Raw genomic sequence first — 22791 nt, 5'->3', positions numbered from 1 at the left:
CATCAGCATGCGCAACAGGCGCCGAAGACAACGGCGACAACCCAAACGCCAAAAACGCCCCAACCGCACTACCGGCACCCAGCAGACGGCGGCCACGCCGACGTGAATGACCGTTGCCCGAAGCGTTACGTCCTACTGCCATTTGGGTTTTCCTATCTGTGTGGCCCACAGTTGTGCTCGCTTTGTCTGTCATGAAGTTTGGATTTGGCGGCTTGCTCAGCAGGCTCAGCCGTAGAAGCCCAACGCCGCGGCGATCTGATTCGGAATGTCATTGAGCCACTCCGACGCCACGCCGAAGAAATTGCCGTTGATGCCCAGCAAGCCCACGTCGGACAGCCCCAGCCCGTCGATCAGGCCGTTGATGTCGAGGCTGCCGAAGCCGAGATCGGTGAGCAGCGAGTTGATCGTGATACCGCCGAGGCCGAGGTTGGCGACGATGGTGTCCAGGTCGAAGGTGTCCAGGCCGATCCAGCCGAGGAAGGTGCCCAGGGTGGGATCGCCGAGCACACTGGTCATCAGGTCGGTGATGAACGTGTCCAAGTGCACCTCGTCCAGCCCCAAGCCATTGAGGATGCTGTCGATCGAGACACCGCCCAACAGGCTGTTGATGAACTCGTCGAGGCTCTGGTCGTTCAGGCCCAAGCCGTTGAGAATGCCGGCGATCGAGATGCTGCTCAGCCCGAGGCGGTCGATGAACATGTCGATGTCGATGTTGTTCAGGCCGAGGTTGTTGAAAATCGCCTGGATGTACATGTCGTTCAGGCCGAGACTGTCGATCAGGCCGGACAGACTGACGCTACCCATGCCCCAGTCCTCGAACAGGGACAGCAGCGTGGTGTCGGTCAGCCCCAGTCCGGCGACGGCGCTCTCCATGAGCTCCGTCAGGCTCGGGTCGAAGCCCCAGGCGAGCAAGAACTGCTCCAGAGTGACATTGCCGGTCATGTTGCCCAGACCGTCGAACAACGTCTCCAGCGTGTAGTTCCCGAGGCCCATGGCGTCAAGGCCTTGGAAAATGGTGACGTCGTACAGGTGCATGTTCTCGAGAACCTGGCCGACGGTGTTGGTGCCCATCACCGCGCCGAGGGTCGGGTTGCCGGCCTTCTCGAGCAGGGCGGCCTGATCCGGGGCGAGCACGCCCAACGGCGTCTCGGCCAGGTTCGCGTAACCCGGCTCTGGGCTGGGGAGCGTGTACATCAAGTCCACGAGCACAACGTCGGTCACCGGAGTGGTGGGGTCGTACCCCATGGTGTTCTCGCCAATCGGCATCATCTCCATCAGATCGCCGAGGGTCTGGCTGCCGAAGGGGCCCATCAGGTCGCCCAAGGTGGCGCCGGGCGGGAACATCGAGAGCATCATTTCCATCAGCGGGGTGCTGCCGCTGATGTCCGGTCCGAGGAAGCCCTCGTTGAGCAGGTCGACCAGCGTCTGGTCGCCGTACTCGCCCAGCATTCCGGCGAGCGCGCCGATGGTGATGTTGCCGAGGCCCATCTGCTCGAAGAAATCGGTCAGTGGGGGGTCGCCCAGCGCATCGGTCAGCAATCCGCCGACGGTCCAGGTCGGGTCGATCAGACTGGCCAGGGATTCGTTGCCCGTAGCGCCGAGCAGATCCTTGATCAGGCCACCGACGGTGGCGTCGTCACCGCCGACGAAGCTCAGGATGAGCTCCGACAGGCTGGGGTTGCCGATGTCGGTTTGGTTGAGCAGTGCGATCAGCAGGCTGGCGACCGAGTCGCCGGGCTCGATTCCACCCAGGCTCTCCAAGAGCTCAGCGATGGTGGGGTTGCCGATGCCGGCCTCGTTGAAGACGCCGATCAGCAGCTCGGAGAGCGACTGGGTGCCGATGCCCATGTCGTTGAGCAGGTCCACCGGCGTCATGTGGCCAAAGCCGAGCCCGTCGAGCATGTCGATGATCAGCGTTTCCAGGGGAACATCGCCGATACCGGCCTGCGACAGCAGCTGGGTGATGGTGGTGTCACCCATGCCGGACAGATCGACCACATCACCGATGTTGAAGTTGGCGTCGATCGGCTGTCCGGGGGTCAAGAGGCCGTTGAACAACGGGAAGTAGGCGCCCCCGAAGGAGGCCCCGGTGCTGCCGTTGAGGAAGGCGTCCAACAGCGTCGCCGGCGCACCGATCAGCGCCGAGAACGCCTTCATCGGGTCGGTGAACAGGTTGCCGAAGATTTCGTCCATAACCTGCTGGAACGCGTTGCCCATAGTCACCCATGGGCCAATGCCTGCGAGCAGGGAAGCCGCCCACGTCGGTAGCTGCAGGTCGAGCTCCGCGGGGAACGGGAACATCTGGAAGCCGACGGTGGGCATCGCGTTGGTGAAGATGTTGATGACATCCGGGATGCCGTTGATGGCCTCTTGCGGGTTCGTGATGATGTGCTGCAGCAGACCCCACATGTCCACTGAGTTCTGGTTCAGCGCCTGCAGGCTCGCGATGGTGTGCTCGAACAGGTCGGTGTAGGGCGAGAAGAAGCCCGACGTGAGCGCAACGCCGCGCTGCTCGACCATCGCGAGCTGATGGGAAAGCTGCGGCAGGTTCGAGGCCACGGGGGGAACCGCGACCAGGCCCACCCCGACAACAGCCAGGCCGGTGGTGACGTACGGACGAAGTGTTTGCTGCATGACGCCCTCCCGGACGGAAGTTCCGAAGTTTTCCTGTCGCTTAGCCACCGAGCACCGCCGTGATCTGGTCTCCTAGGCCGTCAAGCCAGTAGGACATCGAGCCCCAGAACTCGCTGATCTGCGCGTTGATCACGGTCATATCGCCGAGGCCCATGGAGGTCAGGAGTTCGTCGACGGTCTGGGTGCCGAAGTCGCCGAGCAGTGCACTGACCGTCGAGGTCCCGAACAGCGAATCGATCAGCTCGTTGAGCGTCTGATCGCCCAAGCCCAGGGCGAGCATCTGGTCGGCGATGGTGGTGATGCCGAAGAACTGGTCGAACAGGTCGCTGAGCGACTGGCCGCCGAGGCCGAAGTCGTTGAGCATGTCGTTGAGGGTCTGCGGTCCCAGCGCCTGACGAATGATGTCGTCGAGGTGCATGCTGCCCAGTCCGCCATCGTCCAGTGCGTTGGCGACGGTTTGGTCACCGAAGGTCTGGGTGAGCAGTTCACTCATGGTCTGGTCGCCCAGACCGGACGCGCTGAGCATGTCGATGATGGTCTGGTCGGCGGGCACCAGCTGGTTGATCAGGTCCGCCAGGGTGGTGCTGCCCATGACGCCGAGCAGCTCCGAGAGCGGCTGGTCGGGCATACCGGCCAGTACCAGGTCGGTCAGGGTCTGATCGGCCATGCCCGACTGTTCGAGCATCTGACCCAGGGTCATCGCGAAGTTCGTCTGGATCATCTCGGCGAGGGTCATCTCGCCGGTGGGGCCGAGCATCGAAATGAGCGGGTCGTTCAGCTGGTCGCCCAGGAAGGTGGCGATGGTCGTACCGGCCAGCGAGTCGGACAGCAGGGCGTCACCGCCCTTGTCCAGCGGGGTCATGCCGGTAGCGACGAGCATGTCGTTGATCGTCAGGTTGCCGGTGATGTAGGACAGGTTGCCGAGAATCGTGCCCAGCGACAGGTTGGTGATGCCCAACAGGTCGGTGATGTCCCCGACCGTCACAGTGCCGAAGCCCGCGTAACCCATGATGTCGGCCACCGTGGCGTCGCCGGAGGGACCGAGGATGCTGACGATCAGCTGGGACATGTCCGCGTCTGCAAGGCCGGCCTGGCTGAGCAGGTCCATCATCGTCTGGTTGCCCAGGCCCAACCCGCCGAGCAGCGAGGTGATGAACTCGTGGGTGGTCTGGGCACCGAGGCCGGTGGCGTCGAGCAGGTCCGCCGGGGTTTGACCGCCCAGACCCAGCGCTTCCACCGCCGTCTGGAGCAGGCCGTTGAGCGTCAGGTCGCCGGCGCCGATGTCACCGAGGAGCTCGTTGACCGTCGGGTCTCCGATACCCAGCGCGTTGAGCACGTCCATGCCAAGGTCGGCCAGCTTGAGGTCGGCCAAGCCGACGTCGCCCGCGATGTCGACGACCGTCGGGTTGTCGAAGCCCAGGGCATGGGTGAAGTCGATCGCAAGGTCGGCGACCTGAACGTTGCCGATACCCAGCTGGTCCATGAGCTCGGCGATGGTGGGGTTGCCGATGCCCACCGCGTCGAAGACGGTGCTCAGCACGCTGGAGACCTCGAGGCTGCCCAGGCCGAGGGCGTTGATGACGTCGACCGGGGTGTCGTCGCCCATGCCGAGGCTGTCCAGCAGGCCGGTCAACATCCCGGCCACCTGCATCGTGCCGATGCCGGTCTGGTCGAGCAGGCTGGCGATGGTCTGGTTGCCGATGTTGAGGTTGTTGGCCAGCTCCTCGGCCGTCTGGTCGATGATCAGGTTCTGACCCGGGACCAGGAGGCCGTTGAAGACGGGGATGCTGATGCCGGCCACATCGATGGTGCTGGTGCCGTTCAACCACGCGTCGAGGAGGCGCGGGACCGCGGTGAAGATGGCCGCGAACGGGTCCAGCGGGTCGTTGGGGTTGAAGATCTCGTTGAGGATGTCCTGCATCGCGTCGTTGACCGTGACCAGCGGGCCGATGATCCCCATGCCGATGGTCAGGATCGGCGAGAGCAGAACCATGAGCGGGTCGGAGCCGCTGATCGAGGGCATGATGCTGGTCAGGAAGTCGAAGACCTCCGGCAGCCGCGACAGCGAGCTCGGGTCGCTGAAGATCTGCTCGAGCAGGTTGATCCACCCGTTGTCGGATCCCATCGCCACCAGGTTGGTGGCGGTGTTGTTGAACAGGTCCTGCCACGGTCCGAAGAAATCGGCCGTGAGCTTCACAGGATGGTGCTGGACCAACTCATAGGACTGGCGAGGCTCAACCTGAGGCCGCAGCACCGCCGCGGGAACGGCCCCGTTGACCGCGATCAACGCGGCACCCGCGATCGCGACACCGGGGGTGACGTACGGGCGAAGCGCGAGCTGCATCATGCTCTCCTACGGACACTGACTACGGACGTTGCTTAAACTTACATGAGTTTTCCGCTTTGTCGAACCGTAATTTTTATAAGGAAAACAGTCGTAAAAACCCTGGTTGATTGCACGTGAGGCGATAGATGTCCATCAGGCAGGAAAGACGTATCCCCATGTCACCGAGGTGTGCACCCTGAACCCAAGCGCAACTCTTGGGTTTTGTTAATGATTATTCTGCGGGTGTGGCGACGCTGAGGTAGGGACGTTTTGACGGCGGATGGCGCCGCCGACAGAGCCCGAGCGGCTACCGGGAAACTCGACACCCGGGTGCGGACTCCGCCCCACCGTCAGGACAAGCAGCCGGCGCCGGGAAGTCGAACCTGGGCCTGCGGGGCCAGCGCCTTAAAGTCAGCCGGGCAGCAGCGGCGGTCCCAGCGGGCCTTGAAGTCAGGCCCGGTCCGGCCCGTCCTGCGGTCTCTGGTCGTGCGCCAACGCCGACGCGACCATCCGGCCCAGTCCGGCCAACAGCGCACCCTTGAGCCCCGGGGCGGCTTTGCCCGGCCGCGGCTGCGCCCACTCCGCCAGCACGGTCAGTTCACCGGCGACATACTGGTCGCGGCACGCACCGCGCTGAATCTTGCCGCTGGTGGTGGTCGGTATCCGCATCGGCTTGAGCAGTACGACGGCCTGCGCCTCGATGCCGTGGTGGGCGCGGACCGCCCCCCGGATCGCTTCGATCAGGTCGTGGGGATCGATGCCGGCGGCCTCGTGGTGATGTACCTCCTGCACCACCACCAGGTATTCCGGGGCGTAGCGTTCGGTCGGCAACTGGAACACCGCACCCCGGCTGGGCATCAGCGCCGGGTGGCATGCCTGCACGGTCAGTTCGATGTCATTGGGGTAGTGGCTGTACCCGCCGATCGTCATCAAGTCCTTGCACCGGCCGGTGACGAACAGCTCGCCGCCAGAGAAGAACCCCAGGTCGCCACTGCGCAGGTAGGGCCCCTCGCCCGTGTCGGCCAGGTGTGCCGCAAACGCGTGCTCGGTCTCCTCGGGACGGCCCCAGTAGCCCACACCAACGCTCGGCCCCGATACCCAGATCTCGCCCACTTCGTCAGGGGCGCGGCGTAGCCGGGTCTCGGGATCGACGATCAGGACTTCCTGCGTCTCCGGCTTGACGCCACAGCCCACCAGGGGCACCGCCCCGGCGGCGTCGGCTTTCACCTCGACGACCCGTTCCTCACTGAGCGCGGACCGATCGATGTGCCGGACCACGGGCACCGGCGACTCAGACATGCCCGTCACGCCCAGCGTTGCCTCGGCCAGCCCGTAAGCGGGAATGAAGGCCTCGGGACGGAAACCGGCCGGCGCGAACACCTCGGTGAAGGACCGCAGCGTCTCAGCGCTGATCGGCCCGGCGCCGATCACGGCGATCGACAGGCTCGACAGATCAAGCGCGGCAATCTGTTCTGGGGTGCTGCGTTTGACGCAGGCCTCGTAGGCGAAGTTCGGCGCGGCGGTGATGGTCGCCTGGTAGCGCGAAATCGCCTGCAACCAGCGGATCGGGCGCATCAGGAAGGCGCTCGGCGACATCAGCACCGTGGTGCGGCCACCGTAGATGGTGCCCAAGATGCCCCCGACGAAGCCCATATCGTGGTACTGCGGCAGCCAGGACACCCCGCTGATCGGGCTGTTCATCACTGGTGCGTCGTCGGCTGGGTTCAAGGCCCACCGCATGACCTCGAGGTTGCTCAGATAATTCCGGTGGGTCAGCACGCAACCCTTCGGCACCCCGGTGGACCCCGACGTGTACTGGATCATGGCGAGGCTGTCCGCACCGATGTTCTGCCGTTCCCAGGCCGACCCGTCGTCGGAGACCTCATCCATGGCCAACCAGGTCAGCTTCGGCCCAGCACTGAGACCATCGACCGCAGACTTCATCTTGGCCTGGGTTTTGGCCGTCGCCAGCGCGAAGCGCGCATCCGCTTCGGGGACGACGGTTTCGATCCGCCGGATCGGCCAGTGTTCGTCGACCGGGACGGCGACGGCGCCCGCGTAAAAACAGCCGAACAGTCCGACGATGCTGTCTACCCCGGGGCGGCAGAGCACCAGCACGCGCTCACCGGCGGCGCCCTGGCGCTGCAGGGTCGTCGCGATCGAGCGGGCGCGCCGGTCCAGTTCGCGGTAGGTGATTCGGTCCTCTTCGATGTCGCCTTCGGGGCAGAAGATGAAGGCGGGCGTGTCCTGAAAACGTGCAGCCTGCTGCTGCATCAGCTCGACAAGGGTGTCCAACTCCAAGGGAGCCAAGGAACTCGTCAGTTCTGCCATCTTCTGATCAACCTTCAGGGGTGCTTCGCGGTAACGGCCCACAGCGTAGCTTGCGTGCCAACGGCCGGCCACGAATGAGGAAACGCGTGATACCAGCTGCGGCGTACGTCAGCCCAGCGACGCCAGCGCCCGAACCAGCTGGTCCACTTCGGCCATCGTCGAGTAGTGGCCCAGCCCGATGGTGACCGCTCCCCCGATGTCATTGACCCCGATCGCATCCAGCACCCGGGATCCGGCATTGGCGATCGCCAGTACACCGTTGTCGGCCAGGCGCTGCACCACTCGCTCGGCCGGCACCTTCTGTACTGCGAAGCTGACCACCGGGATGCGCGCCTCGGGCTGGCCGATCAGCATCACCAGCGGCAGCGACCGCAACGAGCTCAACAGGTACTCGAACAGCCGGTTCAGATACGCCGCGGCGGACTGCATCGATACCGCCAGCCGCTCGCGCCGGCTGCCCCGGGCCGACTCGTCCAGCGAAGCCAGGTACTCGACACTGGCCACCAGCCCGGCCAGCAGACCGAACTGGTGCAGACCGACTTCCAGTCGGGCCGGGCCCACGGCGTGCGGGTCCAACGACACCGACCCGAAGGTGTCGATCAGCGCCGGGTCGCGAAAGACCAACGCACCCACCGGCGGCCCGCCCCAGGAGGCCGCGTTGACGGCCACCACGTCTGCGTCGACCTCGTTGATGTCGAGCAGTTGGTACGGCGCCGTGGCCGAGTGGTCGACGACCGCCACGCCGCCCACATCGTGGACCAGCTTGGTGACCGGCCGAAGATCGGTGACGGTGCCCAGCACCCCCGACCCCGAGGTCAGTGCCACCAGCCGGGTGGACGGGGTGATCAGGTTCTCCCACTGCCAGCTGGGCAGCTCCCCGGTCTCGATGTCGACCTCGGCCCATTTGAGCTTGGCGCCATAGCGGTTGGCGGCTCGCACCCAGGGGGCGATGTTGGCCTCGTCGTCGAGACGGGTGACCACGGTCTCGTAGCCCAGGCTCACCCGCGACGATGCGGCATCGGCCAACGCGCTCAACAACACGGCGCGATCAGGACCCAGCACCACCGCGGCGGGATCGGCGCCCACCAGATCGGCCACCGCCTGGCGGGCCGCGACCAACACCGCAGCACTGCGCCGGGCCGCCGGGTGCGGGCCGGCCGCCTTCGCCAACGACCCCCGGAAGGCGGTCGACACGGTGGTGGCCACCGAGTCCGGAATCAACATGCCCGAGGGCGAATCGAAATGAACCCATCCGTCACCGAGCGTCGGGTGCAATCCACGCACGCGAGCGACGTCATAGGCCATGCCAGCCACCTTAAAACTTCTCAAGATCGATCGGTGAACGTCTCGGATAACGAGATAGCTCCCCCGCAATACGGAGCCAGGCCACCTTGGCAGACATACTAGTGCAGTGCTTCTTGGCTTCGGAATGGTCGCCGCGCTTTTGCTACTGGTAGGACCGGGCGCGCTCGTAGCGGCCGGCGCCGGGCTGAACTGGCCATTAGCCGTAGCGCTAGGCCCGGCACTTACCTACGGAGTCGTAGGCCTGGCCATCGTCCCTTTCGGCGCCGTCGGAATCCCTTGGAACGCAACCACTGCAGCGGCCGCACTGGTGGTAGTCGGCGCCGCGGTGGCCGGCCTGTCGCGGGGAATGCGAACTTTGCTGGAGCGCCGTCCCGGCATCCATGTGGCGGCTCCCTCGCCGGCGTTGTGGCCAATAGTCACGGTGGCCGCCGGAACGCTGCTGGGCGTATTGCTGATCGGCTGGGCAGCGGTGCGGGGAATACCGGACTGGCAGAGCATTCCCAGCACCTGGGACGCGGTGTGGCACGCCAACACCGTCCGCTTCATCCTCGACACCGGCCAGGCCTCACCGACCCACATGGGCGAGCTGCGCAACGTCGAAACCCACGCCTCGCTGTATTACCCGTCGGCATTCCACGCGCTGACCGCGGTGCTGTGCCAACTGACCGGCGCCGCACCCACCACCGGCTACACCCTGGCCGGCCTGGCCGCCTCGGTGTGGCTGTTCCCGGTCAGCGCCGCGCTGCTCACCTGGAATCTGCTGCAGCGAGTGACGAGCACGGCCGTGACGGCGGTGTCCGCGGGCACCGCTGCCGCGCTGTCGGCGTCCTTCACCGCGCTGCCCTACGTCGAGTTCGGCACCGCCGCCATGCCCAATCTGGTGGCCTACGGACTGGTGGCGCCGGCGTTCGCACTGATCACCGCGGTGCGCACCCTGCGGGACCGGATGTGCGTGGCGGTGCTGGCGCTGTTGGGCGCGTTCTCGGTACACCTGACCGGGGGCGTGGTCACGGTCTTGCTGGTGGCGGCCTGGTGGCTCAGTCCCTGCGATGGCACGCTGTGGAATCCGCTGCGCGGGAAGCGGCGTGACACCCTGGCCCTGGCCGGGGTCCTGATCCCGACCGGGCTGCTGCTGTTGCCGCAACTGCTCAGTGTGCGCAAGCAGGCCGAGATCATCGCCGGGCACGCGTTCCTGACCCACGAGGGCCGCAAATCGGGTTTGCGGGACGCACTGCTGATGCACACCCGCCACCTCAACGACTTTCCGATCCAATACGCGCTGGTGGCTCTGGCCGCGGCGGGTGCAGCGGTGTTGGTGGCCCGCAAGGTGTGGTGGCCGTTGGCGCTATGGGCGGTGCTGGTGGTGGGAGTGGTGCAGTCCTCGGCTCCGCTCGGCGGCCCGGTGGGCAAAGTGGTGGGCACCTTCACCGACCTGTTCTACAGCGACCCGCGCCGGATCATGGCGGCGATGACGCTGCTGTTGGTCCCGATGGCCGGAGTGGGCCTGGCGGCGCTGGCCGGGCTGATTTCCAAACCGGTGGGCGCGCGGGCGCGGCCGGTGCTGACCGGCCTGCTGCTGGTGGCGACGACGGTCGGGTTGGCCTGGCACTACCTGCCGCGGCACGCGTTCTTGTTCGGCGACAAGTACGACTCGGTGATGGTCGACTCCCGCGACCTGCAGGCGTACGCCTTCCTGGCCGACCTGCCCGGGGCCCACGACACCGTGATCGGTAACGCCAACGTCGACGGCAGCGCCTGGATGTACGCGGTCGCCGACCTGCACCCGCTGTGGACGCACTATGACTATCCTCAGCAGCAGGGCCCGGGCCCGGAACGGTTCGTCTTCTGGGCCTACGCCGACGACGCAGACACCGATCCGCGGGTAGCGGCCGCCGTGCACGACCTCAATATCCGCTACGTGCTGATCAGCAGCCCGACGGTCCGCGGGTTCACCCTGCCCGACGGGCTAGTGTCACTGGAGAAATCGCGGTCGTGGGCCAAGATCTACGACAATGGCGGGGCCAGCATCTACGAATGGCAGGGAGGCGGAGCACGGTGAGCACCAGCGGCAGCAGCGGCGCAGACGACATGGACAGCGCAGATGGCGTCGAGATCATCAGCGGTGCCGACCCGCGGCTGCTGGCGGCCGGACTCAACAGCTCCACTGACACCGCCAATGATGACGAGGCGTCGCTGACCGACCTGATCGAGCAGCCCGCCAAGGTGATGCGCATCGGCACCATGATCAAGCAACTGCTCGAGGAGGTGCGCGCCGCACCGCTCGATGACGCGAGCCGGGCACGGCTGCGCGAGATCCACTCCGCCAGCATTCGCGAACTCGAGGACGGCCTGGCCCCGGAGCTGCGCGAGGAGCTGGACCGGCTGACCCTGCCGCTGCGCGAGGACGTCACACCGTCAGATGCCGAGCTGCGAATCGCCCAAGCCCAGCTGGTGGGCTGGCTCGAGGGCCTGTTCCACGGCATCCAGACCGCACTGTTCGCCCAGCAGATGGCTGCTCGCGCGCAGCTGGAGCAGATGCGCCACGGTGCGCTGCCCCTCGGCGCCGCCGGCGGCGGTCACGCCCAGGGCCACACCGGCTCCGGCCAGTATCTGTAAGCCTGCAAGCGGAATTGCCATGGCTGCCAACGATCCTCGTATCGAAACCCGCGACGCCTGGGTCGAGTTCCCCATTTTCGACGCCAAGGCACGGTCGCTGAAGAAAGCGTTCCTCGGCAAGGCCGGCGGGGCGATCGGGCGCAACAACTCCAACGTGGTGGTGGTCGAGGCGCTGCGCGACATCACCATGTCGCTGTCGTTGGGCGACCGGGTCGGCTTGGTCGGGCACAACGGTGCGGGCAAATCCACACTGCTGCGGCTGCTTTCGGGGATCTACGAGCCGACGCGCGGGTCGGCAACGGTAGTCGGGCGGGTGGCGCCGGTGTTCGATCTGGGCGTGGGCATGGACCCGGAGATCTCCGGCTACGAGAACATCATCATCCGCGGACTGTTCCTCGGCCAGACCCGCAAGCAGATGGCCGCCAAGGTCGACGAGATCGCCGAATTCACCGAGCTGGGCGACTATCTGGCGATGCCGCTGCGCACCTACTCCACCGGTATGCGGGTGCGGTTGGCGATGGGCGTGGTCACCAGCATCGACCCGGAGATCCTGTTGCTCGACGAGGGTATCGGCGCCGTGGACGCCGAGTTCTTGAAGAAGGCCCAGACCCGGCTCCAGAAGCTGGTGGAGCGATCCGGAATCCTGGTGTTCGCCAGCCACTCCAACGAATTCTTGGCCCGACTGTGCAAGACCGCGATGTGGATAGACCACGGCACCATCCGGATGACCGGAGGGATCGAGGAGGTGGTGGGCGCCTACGAAGGCCCGGATGCGGCCCGGCACGTGCGCGAGGTGCTTGCCGAGACGCAGGCCAGGGATCAGGCGTGACCGACACTGTCTACGCTGTCGTCGTCACCCACCGGCGCCCGCAGCAGCTGGCCGAATCGCTGAAGGCGCTGACCGGCCAGACCCGGACACCCGACCACGTGATCGTGGTCGACAACGACTTCTCTTCTGGAGACGCCACGGTGCGCGAGCTGGTAGCGGGGCAACCGGTGACCTCTACCTACCTTGGTTCGCGGCGAAACCTCGGCGGCGCAGGCGGTTTCGCACTGGGGATCCTGCACGCCCTGGCCGCCGGCGCGGACTGGGTGTGGCTGGCCGACGACGACGGTCGTCCGGCGGATGCCGGCGTGCTGGCGGCACTGCTGGACTGCGCCGCCAAGCATCAGCTGGCCGAGGTATCACCGATGGTGTGCAACATCGACGACCCGTCCCGGCTCGCCTTCCCGCTGCGGCGCGGGCTGGTGTGGCGTCGCGAGGTGCGCGAATTGCGCAGTGGCGCAGTGGGTGAGGATCTGCTTCCGGGGATCGCGTCGCTGTTCAACGGGGCGCTGTTCACCGCCGACGCGCTCGACGCGGTGGGGGTGCCGGATCTGCGGCTGTTCATCCGCGGCGACGAGGTAGAGGTACACCGGCGGCTGGTGCGCTCCGGCCTGCCATTCGGGACGTGCCTGACCGCGGCGTACCTGCACCCGTGCGGGTCGGAGGAGTTCAAGCCGATCCTGCGCGGCCGGATGCACACCCAGTACCCGGACAACGCGACGAAGCGGTATTTCACCTACCGCAACCGCGGCTACCTGATGGCCCAGCCCGGGCTGCGGCGGCTGCTGGTTCAGGAGTGGCTGCGGTTCGGCTGGTTCTTCCTGGTGTCACGCCGCGACCCGGCCGGCCTGATCGAATGGGTCCGGCTGCGCCGGCTGGGACGTCGAGAGCAGTTCGCCAAACCCGAGGGGCAGCAATGAGTTTCACCGATGTGGCCGCGGAGTCCAAGAGTTTCGCGCGGGCGCGGGCCGATCTGGTGGACGGGTTCGGCCGCCGCGAGCTGTGGCTGCACCTGGGATGGCAGGACATCAAGCAGCGTTACCGGCGCAGTGTGCTGGGTCCGTTCTGGATCACCATCGGCACCGCCACCACCGCGGTGGCGATGGGCGGGCTGTACTCCAAGCTGTTTCACCTGGACCTGTCGGTGCACCTGCCGTACGTGACGCTCGGGCTGATCGTGTGGAACCTGTTGAACGCGGCCATCCTCGAGGGCGCCGATGTGTTCGTCGCCAACGAGGGGCTGATCAAGCAGTTGCCGACACCGTTGAGTGTGCACGTATACCGGCTGGTGTGGCGACAGATGATCCTGTTCGCGCACAACATCGTCATCTACATACCTATCGCGCTGATCTTCCCGAAACCCTGGTCATGGGCAGACCTTTCGGTGATCCCGGCACTGCTGCTGATCGCACTGAACTGCGTGTGGGTATCGCTGTGCTTCGGAATTCTGGCCACCCGCTACCGCGACATCGCCCCGCTGTTGTTCTCGGTGGTGCAGCTGCTGTTCTTGATGACGCCGATCATCTGGAACTACGACACCCTGCGCGCTCAGGGGGCGTCTAGGTGGACGGCGGTGGTGGAGTTCAACCCGCTGATGCATTACCTGGACCTGGTACGACTGCCGCTGCTGGGGGCGCATCAGCCGCTGCGGCACTGGGCGGTGGTGTTGGTGCTGACCGTCGTCGGCTGGTCGGTGGCCGCACTGGTGCTGCGCCAGTACCGGGCACGGGTCGCGTACTGGGTGTAGCGCATCATCGCGCCACACTCGCCACTTGTGCACCTAGTGATGAGCATGCGGGTGTTGCCGGATGTTGCGTAGGTGATCGCGGCGGCGCGGCGCCGCATCGTGGGACTCGAAGTAAGCCGGGTCAACAGATTCCACCGCGGTAAACGGAAAGGCCCCGACCCTGGGCCGCCAGAGGCGGCCAGAGCCGGGGCCTTTTCGTCTGCAGCTACGGAGTGGCCGGGTCGTTCGCCCCGTTGTTGCCGGTTGCGGTCTGTCCGTCGGTCTGCATTCCGCCCTGGTTGACGATGTTGCCGTCGGTCCCGTTGCCGCCGGTAGCGCCGGACCCGGTACCGCTACCGCCGTTGCCGCCGGTGGCGGTGCCGTTGGTGGCCATGGATGGCAGGTTCCCGACGCCGGTGCCAAACGCGTCGAGCCGGCTCGACCCGGCCTTGCCGCCGGTACCGCCGTCAAGGCCGTCGCCGCCCTTGCCGCCGGACGAGGTTCCGTTCGCGACGTTGTCCGGGTTACCGCCCGTGGCGATGCTGGCCTTTCCGCCGTCACCGCCGGTGCCACCGTTGCCAGCCTCGTCGGTGGTGGCGTCCCCGCCGTTACCGCCGGTCGCGGTGCCGCTGGCCGTTCCGCCCGGACCGCCCAGCGTGCCGCCATCGGTGGTCTTGGAGCTCTGAATGTCCGAGCTGCCGCCGTTACCGCCAACGCTGCCCGCGCCGGTTGCGTTACCGCCGTCACCGCCGGTTGAGGTGCCGAAGGAGTTTCCGCCGGTGGCGGCGTAGCCGACCTCGCCGGACTCCAGCTCGCCCCAGGAGCCGTTGCCGCCGACGCCGCCGTCGGTTCCGGTTCCGCCGTTGCCGCCCTGAGCGATCGCGTCGTTGCCGCCACCGCCGATGCTGCCGCCGGCACCGTCGACCATCAGCTGACCGCTACCACCGTCACCACCGGTGCCGTTGACGCCGGCGCCGCCCGTACCGCCGGCAGCAGACCCGGTGATGGTGCTGCCAGCACCGGTGGCGTCGGCTTGACCGAATCCGCCGTTACCGCCCTGGCCTCCGTCGACGCCGCCGCCACCGGCACCACCGTTGACGTTGGTGTCGCTGATGGCCGCGCCGTCGGTGGCGTTGATGACGGCACTGCCGCCCACGCCGCCCGCGGCGCCGGCACTGCCGTCGGTCCCACCGCCGTTGCCGCCGGTCGCGTGGCTGCCGGTGATCGAGCTGCCCGCCCCGTCAGCGTTCAGCCCGGCTTCGCCGCCGTTGGCGGTCGCGCTGGCGGCGCCACCGGTCACCGTGCTGTCGGTGATGCTGCCACCGTTGGTCGCCGACACTGTGGCAGAGCCGCCGAGGAAGCCATCGGAGTCCTGCCCGTTGGTCACCGTGACGTTGCTGATCGTGCCGCCGCCGAGGGCCTCCAGGGTGTTGTCGGCACCGTTCTCGCCGTTGACACCGTTCGCGCCGCCGTCGCCGCCGTTTCCGCCGGCGATGTGGCCGTCATCGATGGTGCTGCCCGCCCCGCTGGCGATGACCGCTCCGAGCCCACCGGCACCACCATTGCCGCCGACGCCGGTGGTGCTGCCCGCCCCGCCGTTGCCGCCATTGCCGCCGGTTGCGGTGCTGTTGGTGACGGTGCCGCCGTCGACTCCTGCGACGACGGCGCCACCGCCGCCACCGCCGCCGCCACCGCCCTGGCCCGCGGTCTGGCCGTCGGCGACCCCGCCGCTACCGCCGTTACCACCGTTGCCGCCGGTCGCGCCGTCGCCGATGCCGGCGCCGTTGGCGCCCGCGCCACCGGCGCCACCGTTACCGGCTGTGCCGGTGCCGGAGGTGCCGCCGTTGCCGCCGGCACCACCGTGACCACCGGTGAAGCCGCCGGTGTTGCCGTTGCCACCGTTGCCACCGTTACCGCCGTTGCCGGCCCCGCTGGCGGCGCCACCGGCACCACCGGTTCCGCCGGAGCCGCCCGTGCTCAATCCCACATTGGGCAGGTCGCCGACCACGGGTGCGCCGGTGCCGCCGTCACCGCCGATACCGCCGTTGCCGGCTTGGCCGTCCTCGGAGGTGCCACCGGCGCCGCCGTTGCCGCCGTGCCCGCCGGCCAGCGTCCCGTTCTCCCCGGTGTTGCCCTCGCCGGTGGTGTTGCCGCCGTTACCGCCGGTGCCGCCATTGCCGGCGGTCTGGTCACCGGTCGCGTTGGCACCCGCGCCGCCGTCGCCGCCGTAGCCGCCGTGACCGGAACCGTCGCCACCGGCACCACCGGCACCACCGTTGCCGCCGGTGTTGTTGCCGCCATCAGCGGTGCTCGTCACCGCGCCACCGGTGCCACCTTGGCCACCGGTGCCGCCGTAGACGCCCTGGCCACCGGTGCCACCGGAGCCACCGTTGCCGGCCTGGTAGCCGGTACCGCCGGTGCCACCCTTGCCGCCGGAGCCACCCACGCCCGTCGCATCCTCGTGGGCCGGGCTCAGCCCGTTGCCGAGGAAGCTGCCCTCGGCGTCGGTAGCGGCGTTGCCACCGATTCCACCGGCGCCACCATCGCCACCGTTACCGAGTTGGCCGAGGTTGCCATCGGTGCCGTCGGTGTGGCCGTCACCGCCGCCTTGGCCACCGGTTCCGGCCGTGGCGCCCGCAGCTCCGCCGTTGCCGCCGTTGCCACCGGCACCCGCGGCGCCCTCGTTGGGGGCGCTGGGGACAGCCGAGGGGCTCACGCTCGCACCGTTGGCGCCATTGCCGCCTTCACCGCCGACGCCGCCGTTACCGCCCTTGCCGCTGTTGCCGCCGTTACCGCCGTTGCCGTTGGTCGCCGAGCCACCGTTGCCGCCGACGCCCCCGTTGCCACCGTTACCCGCGTTGCCACCGGCACCTGCTGCCACAGTCGGGTCATTCGAATCCGCGCCGCGTCCGCCGCCGCCACCCGTGCCGCCGATACCACCGGCGCCACCGTTACCGCCATTGCCCGAGACCGAGCCGCCGTTACCGCCGACGCCGCCAGCGCCGCCGTTACCGCCGACGGAGCCGTCGCCGCCGGCGGTGCCCACATCTTGGCTGTCGAAACCGGCCGCGCCCTGGTCGCCGTTACCGCCGACCCCGCCGTTACCGCCATTGCCATGGCTGCCACCGTTGCCACCCGCGCCACCGGCACCGCCGGATACGCCCGTGCCACCGATACCGGCGCCACCGGCACCGCCGTCACCGCCGTTGCCCGACACCGTGTCCGGCAGTGCGCCGTCGGCGCCGTCCGCACCTGCGGTGCCCGGCGTGCCGCCGAAGCCTCCTGTGCTGGTGCCGGCCGCGCCGCCCGCACCGCCGGCGCCGACCGCACCGAGGTTGCCGCCGGCACCGCCAGCGCCACCGGCACCGCCGCCGACAAGTTCATCGCCGGCAGCCTCGGTGACAATTTCCGGCGCGGTCCCACCACCGGCGCCACCGTTTCCACCTGCGCCACCATTGCCGGCCAGCCCGGAACCACCGCCGACGCCACCGGCGCCGCCGTTGCCCGCGGCACCCGCGGGGTGCACACCGAAGAAGCCACCGCCGCCACCATTACCGCCGGCGCCACCGGCACCCGCGGCGCCACCGGAGCCGGCGTTGCCGCCGGTACCGCCCGCGCCACCGTTGCCGCCCGGGTCACTGGCGGGAATGAGCGCCGCGGGAATGACCTCGGGCCCGTTGTTCACATCACCGTTGCCACCGGCGCCGCCGTTGCCACCGTTACCGCCGACACCGCCGTTGCCGCCGAGGCCACCGTTTCCGCCGGCTCCGGAGGTGCCGAACAGGCCGGCAGCGCCGCCGTTGCCGCCGATGGCACCGTTACCGCCGGCAAAGCCATCGGTGCCGTCGCCGCCGTTACCGCCGTCGGGCCCGTTGGCCCCGGTGCCGCCGACCGGGCTCAGACCGTCCGCGCCCACGTTGCCGTTGGTCCCGGCGGCGCCGTTACCGCCGTTCCCGCCGGTACCACCGTTGCCGCCGTTACCGAAGAAGAAGCCGCCGGCGCCGCCGAGCCCACCGACCAGGCCGTCGGTGCCGGCCGCGCCGATGCCGTCGATGCCGAACGCACCGGCGCCCCCGTCGCCGCCGTTGCCCATCAGCGAGCCGCCGGCTCCACCGCTGCCGCCGACCAGGCCCAGACCGATGCCGCTGCCACCGTCGCCGCCGTTGCCGAGCATGCCGGCATTGCCGCCGTCGAGGTCGAACGTCGAACCGGCGGCGAAGTTGTAGGTGCCGTTCTCGATGTCGGCCAGCGTGACCTCGTTGCCCTCGGCGTCGAGCAGGACCGCGCCATTCGCGCTCAGCACGTCGCCGTCGGCGTCGACGAACCCACCGGCACCGCCGTCACCGAACAGGAATCCACCGGCGCTCGCTGCGTGATACACGAGGTCGCCATCGGCGTTGAAGTCCACATAGGCGTTGTCGCCGTTGCCGAATACACCGTCGAGGTGCAGGCCGCTGCCGATCAAGAGCTGACCGATGTCATACAGCGGCTGATAGATGATCATGTTGATCGAGTTGGCCACCAGCTCGTTGAGGGCCTGCAGCGGGTCGGTGCCCGCCGCCGCGCCGGCCCAGTCGCCGCTTAACGCGTCGAATCCAAGCCATTCAAGCCCGGACGTGTCCGCCGCCGGCGGCTCGATCCAGCTGAACAAGTCGTCGAATAGACCGTCGAGTCCATCGGCACTGGCCGGCGCCGCCGTCAGCGGCGTCATGCCGAAAGCCAGGAACGCTCCCACTGCGCTGGTGGCCCCCACAGCGCGGCTGACTCGGCTTTTTGCGGTCTTGGTAGCAGAGCGGTGTGACATGAGATTCTCCCCAGGCAGTTGAGCTCTTGGCGGTTGACACGGACGTAAATTGCTTAGCTCGCGTTAAGGTAACAGACCCGTTTCGAATTCGGCAACCAATTTCGTCGAATGACAGCTTTGTGGAACTCCTAAGACTGTCCTACCTGGCGATATACATAGAAAGCTGTCTTATCGAGAGGACTTTGGTGCAATTATAAGGAGAGTTATAACCAGAGTTTCCAGCCCACATCGAACCGAATACTGTGGTTTTGCATGGGTTGCTAGCAAAGTCTCAACAAGGATGCTTGTTTGCAAGCAGAACCCTTCCGACCATGGGCTAAGGCACGACTCGCGCGCCCGCGCACCAAGTTCGGGTAGTAGCTAGACCGGCAGAACCGGGTGATCCACGAGACTGAGAGCCCGGAACCACCGCGGCTATCGGCGGCTCAGATGTCCACCGGGGGCGACTCACACCGCGACGGGGGCCGGTTAGGAGACGTGTGGGTGCACCGTCGACTAGCACTGGTCCGCCTCAGCGTGCGGAACCCAGGAATTTCGTCGTTCTCACTGAGCGGTCTCAGGTCCGCACAGCAGCTCCGGTCGCGCCGTGGCAACACCGGGCGCGAAAAGACTTAGGGGGTGTATTGGCCCCGCGGGTCAGGCAAGCAGGTCGCCCAGGTCACCCAGACCGACGTCGGGAAGACCGACGTCGCCAAGGCCGGCGTCGGGGAGGCCGACGTCGGGAAGGCCGGCGTCGAAACCGTCCGCGCCGAGCACCGCGTCGAAGCTGACCGGCGTGAACACGTCAGCCCAACTGCCGCTGTGGAGCGCATCGCCCAAGCCGGTCAGAAGGCTTGCCGCACTGTTCCCGGGATCGAGCAACTCACCGGTGAACCAGTTGCGCGTCTCGTACCACTCCACCATGTTGTCGAACAGGCTCTTTACCGCGTCGCCGGCCGTGCCCAGCAACGTGATGGTGTCCTCGATACCCTGCCAGCCCTCGGTGAGCACCAGCAGCGGCGCACCGACCAGCAGCGTCAGCGGGATGACGAAGAACAACTCGCCGAGCGCCTCAAGGCCGATCACGACCGGGAACCACGGGGTATCCGGGTCATCCAGAATCGGGATAATCCAGTTCAATCCCGTCAGCGCACCGATGATGTCCATCAGGCTGGAATCGGAGGACAGCGCCGTCAGCTCGACCGGGGTCAAGACCGTCGCTGCCGGAAGGGCCACGGGGGACGCCGCGGCAGGAATGGGCGTGACGCCGCCGGCCGTAAACGCGACCACACCAGCGGTCGCAGCGCTGGCGAGAGCCCGAGAATATCCGTTCGACGCAGTCCACATGGCGACTGATTGTATTGCAATGCAACTGAATTTTCGAACCCAAAACTGAACACGAGATGAAATCGTTTGCGACTCCCGAGGAATGCTTTGTCACGTAGCGGGTTTCGGACGGCCGCCTTCATCCACTACTTCCCAAAGTGCAACTGCTACATAGCCTTTCGGCTATCCAGCGGTTGCCATTGCCGCGCGGAATCGCGGCCACACAACGCCTACGCGGTCACCGTTATCTTGAATCCGGTACCGCGGTCCGTATGCACCAAAAGAAACACCCCGCACGATTGTGCGGGGTGTTTCTTTTGCGTTGTCGAGATTAGCCCTCCGGAACCACGGGAGGCTGCACGACGCCAGGCTGACCGGGCTGGCCGGCCGTGCCGTCGCTCTCGGCGTCCGGACCGGCACCAGCGGCGCCACCGGCACCAGCGGCGCCACCCTCGCTGTCGGCACCCGGGGTGTTACCCGCGCCACCGTTGTCGTCACCAAACGCCGGGGTGAGGACGTCGCCGCCGTTACCGCCGTTGCCGCCGTTACCACCGGTGACCTCACCGGCACCACCGGCACCACCGTCGCCGCCGGCGCCACCCTGGATACCGTCGATCGGACCGGAGGAGGAGTCACCCGAGGTGGTGTTCCAGTCCGGGTCGCCGTAGCGGATGTTGCTGCCGGCGCCACCGTTACCACCGGCGCCACCGTCGCCACCGACACCACCGGTGCCATCGGAGTTGGCCAGGCCCTGGCCACCGGCGCCGCCGGCACCACCGGCACCGCCGTTGGTGCCACCCGCGTACAGGTCGCTACCGCCGTTACCGCCGTTACCGCCGTTACCGGCCGTCGCACCCGAACCGCCGGCGCCACCTTCACCGCCAGTGCCGGCCGCACCCTGCGGACCCGGGACACCCGAACCGACCGGGCCCTCGACGGACGAGTACTCAGTGATGTCGGCGACGTTACCGCCGACGCCACCGTTACCACCGTTACCACCGTTACCAATGATGCCGTCGTTGCCGTTGGCCGCACCCGCACCCGCCGCACCGGCGTTACCACCGGCACCACCGGCACCACCGTTACCGGGGGCGTTGTAGAGGCCGTGCACGGAGTCGGTGTCCTCGTGGATGCCGACGCTGCCGTTGCCGCCCTTACCGCCGTCGGACCCGACGCCGCCGTTACCGCCGTTACCGCCGTTACCGGTCTGGCCGCCACCGGCGCCACCGGCACCACCCTGGCCACCGGCCGCGCCGTTGCCACCGCTGGTGCCCGGGATCGCCGGGTCAAGGACGCCGCCGCCCGCCGCGGTCGAGCCGTTGACGCCTTCCACACCGTTGGTGCCGGCAGATGCGTTACCACCGTTACCACCGTTGCCGCCGTCGGCGTCGACACCGGCCGCACCGTTGTTGGCGCCCTCGCCACCGGCTGCACCACCGGCAGCAGCAGCGCCGCCGTTACCGGCGTTGCCGCCGTTGCCGCCCGCCATACCGTCAACGCCCGGGCCGTTTGCCTCGAGGCCGTTGGCACCGGTACCGCCGTCGCCGCCGACGCCGCCGTTACCGCCGACGCCACCGTCGGCGTTCGCGCCAGCCACACCCGCGACGGAGCCCTGGCCGGCTGCGCCACCGACGCCACCTGCGCCACCGAGGGCACCGTTGCCGCCGTTGCCGCCCGCAGCACCGTCGCCGGAGCCGTTGTCAGCGAAGCTGCCATCCGCGCCGGTCACACCAGCGCCACCGTTACCACCGGCGCCACCGACACCGGCGTCGCCACCGTTGCCCGCAGCACCCGGGGTGTGAACACCGAAGAAGCCACCGGCGCCACCGTTACCGCCGACACCACCGTTACCGCCGACACCACCGGCCGCAGCGTTGCCACCGTTGCCGTCCTCGGTGTCCGCACCCGCAGCGCCCGCGCCACCGGCGCCGCCGACACCACCGACACCACCGGTGCCACCGGCACCGGAGTTACCGAACAGGCCGGCCACACCACCGTTGCCGCCCGCGCCACCGTTACCGGCCGCGCCACCGATCTGACCGATGCCACCAGCGGCGCCGGTTCCACCGGTTCCACCGACACCACCGGCGCCACCGTTGCCGATCAGGAAGCCACCGTCGCCACCGACGCCACCGGCGAAGCCGACCGCACCGATGTCACCGATGCCACCGGTACCACCAGTGCCACCATTGCCCATCAGGAAACCACCGGCACCGCCGTCGCCACCGAGGCCGAAGAAGCTGCCGCCGTCACCACCGTTGCCGATCAGACCGGCGTTGCCGCCGTTGAGGTCAAAGTCGTTCGAGGCGAACGAGTAGGTGCCGTTCTCGATGCTCGCCAGCGTGACGACGTTGTCGTCGCCGTCCAGCAGCACCTCGCCATTGGCGCCGAGCACTTCACCGTCGGCGTTGAGGAACGCACCGCTGCCGCCGTCACCGAACAGGAAGCCACCCGCGGAGGCGGCGTTGTAGACCAGGTCACCGTCGGCGTTGATGCTGACGAAGGCGTTGTCGCCGTTGTCGAAGACACCGTCGATACGCAGACCCAGGTCGTTGATCAGGAACTGGTTGATGCCGTAGATCGGCTGGTAGATCAGCGTGTTGAGGGTGTTGGCCACCAGCGTGTTGAGACCATCGAGCGGGCTGGCAGCTGCCGAGCCGGCCAGGTCACCGTCGAACGCGCTGAAGCCCAACCAGTCAAAACCGGAAGTGTCCGCGGCCGAAGGCTCAATCCAGCTGAACAGGTCCCCGAAGAAGTCCTCGAAGTCAGCACTGGCCGGCGCCGCCGTGATCGGCGTCAAGCCGAACGCCAGGAAAGCGCCTGCGGCACTGGTGGCGCCCACAGCGCGACTGAGACGACGAGTCCTGCTCTTGGCGGCAGATCGGTTCGACATGTTTTCCCTTCAGGTGAGGATTAGC

12 protein-coding genes are annotated in these 22791 nt (G+C 67.7%); 5 read left to right on the top strand and 7 right to left on the bottom strand.

Annotated elements, in window-relative coordinates; translation table 11 throughout:
- Nucleotides 1–225 precede the first annotated feature (225 nt).
- The 4 genes from ACJH5R_RS18285 to ACJH5R_RS18270 form a co-directional block, all read right to left on the bottom strand.
- The gene (locus ACJH5R_RS18285) at nt 226–2634 is read right to left on the bottom strand and encodes a hypothetical protein (protein WP_406756743.1); all 2409 of its coding nucleotides are present in this window, start codon (nt 2632–2634) and stop codon (nt 226–228) included.
- A gap of 40 nt (nt 2635–2674) precedes the next feature.
- Entirely contained in the window at nt 2675–4978 is a 2304-nt protein-coding gene (locus ACJH5R_RS18280; protein WP_406756742.1) for a hypothetical protein, read from the bottom strand.
- 432 nt (nt 4979–5410) lie between these two features.
- Entirely contained in the window at nt 5411–7291 is a 1881-nt protein-coding gene (locus ACJH5R_RS18275) for a fatty acyl-AMP ligase (protein WP_406782534.1), read from the bottom strand.
- 108 nt (nt 7292–7399) lie between these two features.
- Entirely contained in the window at nt 7400–8596 is a 1197-nt protein-coding gene (locus tag ACJH5R_RS18270; protein WP_406782533.1) for a cysteine desulfurase-like protein, read from the bottom strand.
- A 124-nt stretch (nt 8597–8720) separates the two neighbouring features.
- On the opposite strand from ACJH5R_RS18270, the gene ACJH5R_RS18265 reads away from it, so the two are divergent.
- From ACJH5R_RS18265 to ACJH5R_RS18245, 5 genes are read left to right on the top strand one after another with little or no spacing between them, the layout of a single operon-like run.
- Nucleotides 8721–10655, top strand: coding sequence for a DUF6541 family protein (locus ACJH5R_RS18265; RefSeq protein WP_406756913.1), 1935 nt, complete (start codon nt 8721–8723; stop codon nt 10653–10655).
- Entirely contained in the window at nt 10631–11212 is a 582-nt protein-coding gene (locus ACJH5R_RS18260) for a bacterial proteasome activator family protein (protein WP_406756739.1), read from the top strand. The genes ACJH5R_RS18265 and ACJH5R_RS18260 overlap by 25 nt, the downstream gene beginning before the upstream one ends.
- A gap of 19 nt (nt 11213–11231) precedes the next feature.
- Complete coding sequence (locus tag ACJH5R_RS18255) at nt 11232–12041, top strand: ABC transporter ATP-binding protein (RefSeq protein ID WP_406756738.1); 810 nt, start codon at nt 11232–11234, stop codon at nt 12039–12041.
- Entirely contained in the window at nt 12038–12958 is a 921-nt protein-coding gene (locus ACJH5R_RS18250; protein WP_406756737.1) for a glycosyltransferase, read from the top strand. Before ACJH5R_RS18255 ends, ACJH5R_RS18250 begins: the two co-directional genes overlap by 4 nt.
- The gene (locus ACJH5R_RS18245; protein ID WP_024443606.1) at nt 12955–13785 is read left to right on the top strand and encodes an ABC transporter permease; all 831 of its coding nucleotides are present in this window, start codon (nt 12955–12957) and stop codon (nt 13783–13785) included. Before ACJH5R_RS18250 ends, ACJH5R_RS18245 begins: the two co-directional genes overlap by 4 nt.
- A 205-nt stretch (nt 13786–13990) precedes the next feature.
- Here ACJH5R_RS18245 and ACJH5R_RS18240 read toward each other — a convergent pair whose 3' ends face one another.
- The 3 genes from ACJH5R_RS18240 to ACJH5R_RS18230 form a co-directional block, all read right to left on the bottom strand.
- Nucleotides 13991–18568 (bottom strand): PE family protein, encoded by a 4578-nt coding sequence (locus ACJH5R_RS18240; RefSeq protein ID WP_406756736.1) that lies wholly within the window; start codon nt 18566–18568, stop codon nt 13991–13993.
- A gap of 636 nt (nt 18569–19204) precedes the next feature.
- Complete coding sequence (locus ACJH5R_RS18235; RefSeq protein WP_406756735.1) at nt 19205–19894, bottom strand: hypothetical protein; 690 nt, start codon at nt 19892–19894, stop codon at nt 19205–19207.
- A gap of 310 nt (nt 19895–20204) precedes the next feature.
- Nucleotides 20205–22766: a hypothetical protein gene (locus tag ACJH5R_RS18230; protein ID WP_406756734.1), complete on the bottom strand. Its 2562-nt coding sequence runs from the start codon at nt 22764–22766 to the stop codon at nt 20205–20207.
- Between the last annotated feature and the right edge of the window lie 25 nt (nt 22767–22791).

Source organism: Mycobacterium sp. SMC-19 (assembly GCF_045310815.1).
In the GTDB taxonomy this organism is placed as follows: domain Bacteria; phylum Actinomycetota; class Actinomycetes; order Mycobacteriales; family Mycobacteriaceae; genus Mycobacterium.
Note: the sequence above shows the minus strand (reverse complement) of the source record. Positions and strands in the feature narration are given on the sequence as shown.

Coding starts and splice junctions, on each gene's coding strand:
- ACJH5R_RS18280 (WP_406756742.1), bottom strand. CDS start 4,978: ATGCAGCTCGCGCTTCGCCCGTACGTCACCCCCGGTGTCGCGATCGCG.
- ACJH5R_RS18230 (WP_406756734.1), bottom strand. CDS start 22,766: ATGTCGAACCGATCTGCCGCCAAGAGCAGGACTCGTCGTCTCAGTCGC.
- ACJH5R_RS18270 (WP_406782533.1), bottom strand. CDS start 8,596: ATGGCCTATGACGTCGCTCGCGTGCGTGGATTGCACCCGACGCTCGGT.
- ACJH5R_RS18265 (WP_406756913.1), top strand. CDS start 8,721: ATGGTCGCCGCGCTTTTGCTACTGGTAGGACCGGGCGCGCTCGTAGCG.
- ACJH5R_RS18275 (WP_406782534.1), bottom strand. CDS start 7,291: ATGGCAGAACTGACGAGTTCCTTGGCTCCCTTGGAGTTGGACACCCTT.
- ACJH5R_RS18240 (WP_406756736.1), bottom strand. CDS start 18,568: ATGTCACACCGCTCTGCTACCAAGACCGCAAAAAGCCGAGTCAGCCGC.
- ACJH5R_RS18285 (WP_406756743.1), bottom strand. CDS start 2,634: ATGCAGCAAACACTTCGTCCGTACGTCACCACCGGCCTGGCTGTTGTC.
- ACJH5R_RS18245 (WP_024443606.1), top strand. CDS start 12,955: ATGAGTTTCACCGATGTGGCCGCGGAGTCCAAGAGTTTCGCGCGGGCG.
- ACJH5R_RS18255 (WP_406756738.1), top strand. CDS start 11,232: ATGGCTGCCAACGATCCTCGTATCGAAACCCGCGACGCCTGGGTCGAG.
- ACJH5R_RS18260 (WP_406756739.1), top strand. CDS start 10,631: ATGGCAGGGAGGCGGAGCACGGTGAGCACCAGCGGCAGCAGCGGCGCA.
- ACJH5R_RS18235 (WP_406756735.1), bottom strand. CDS start 19,894: ATGTGGACTGCGTCGAACGGATATTCTCGGGCTCTCGCCAGCGCTGCG.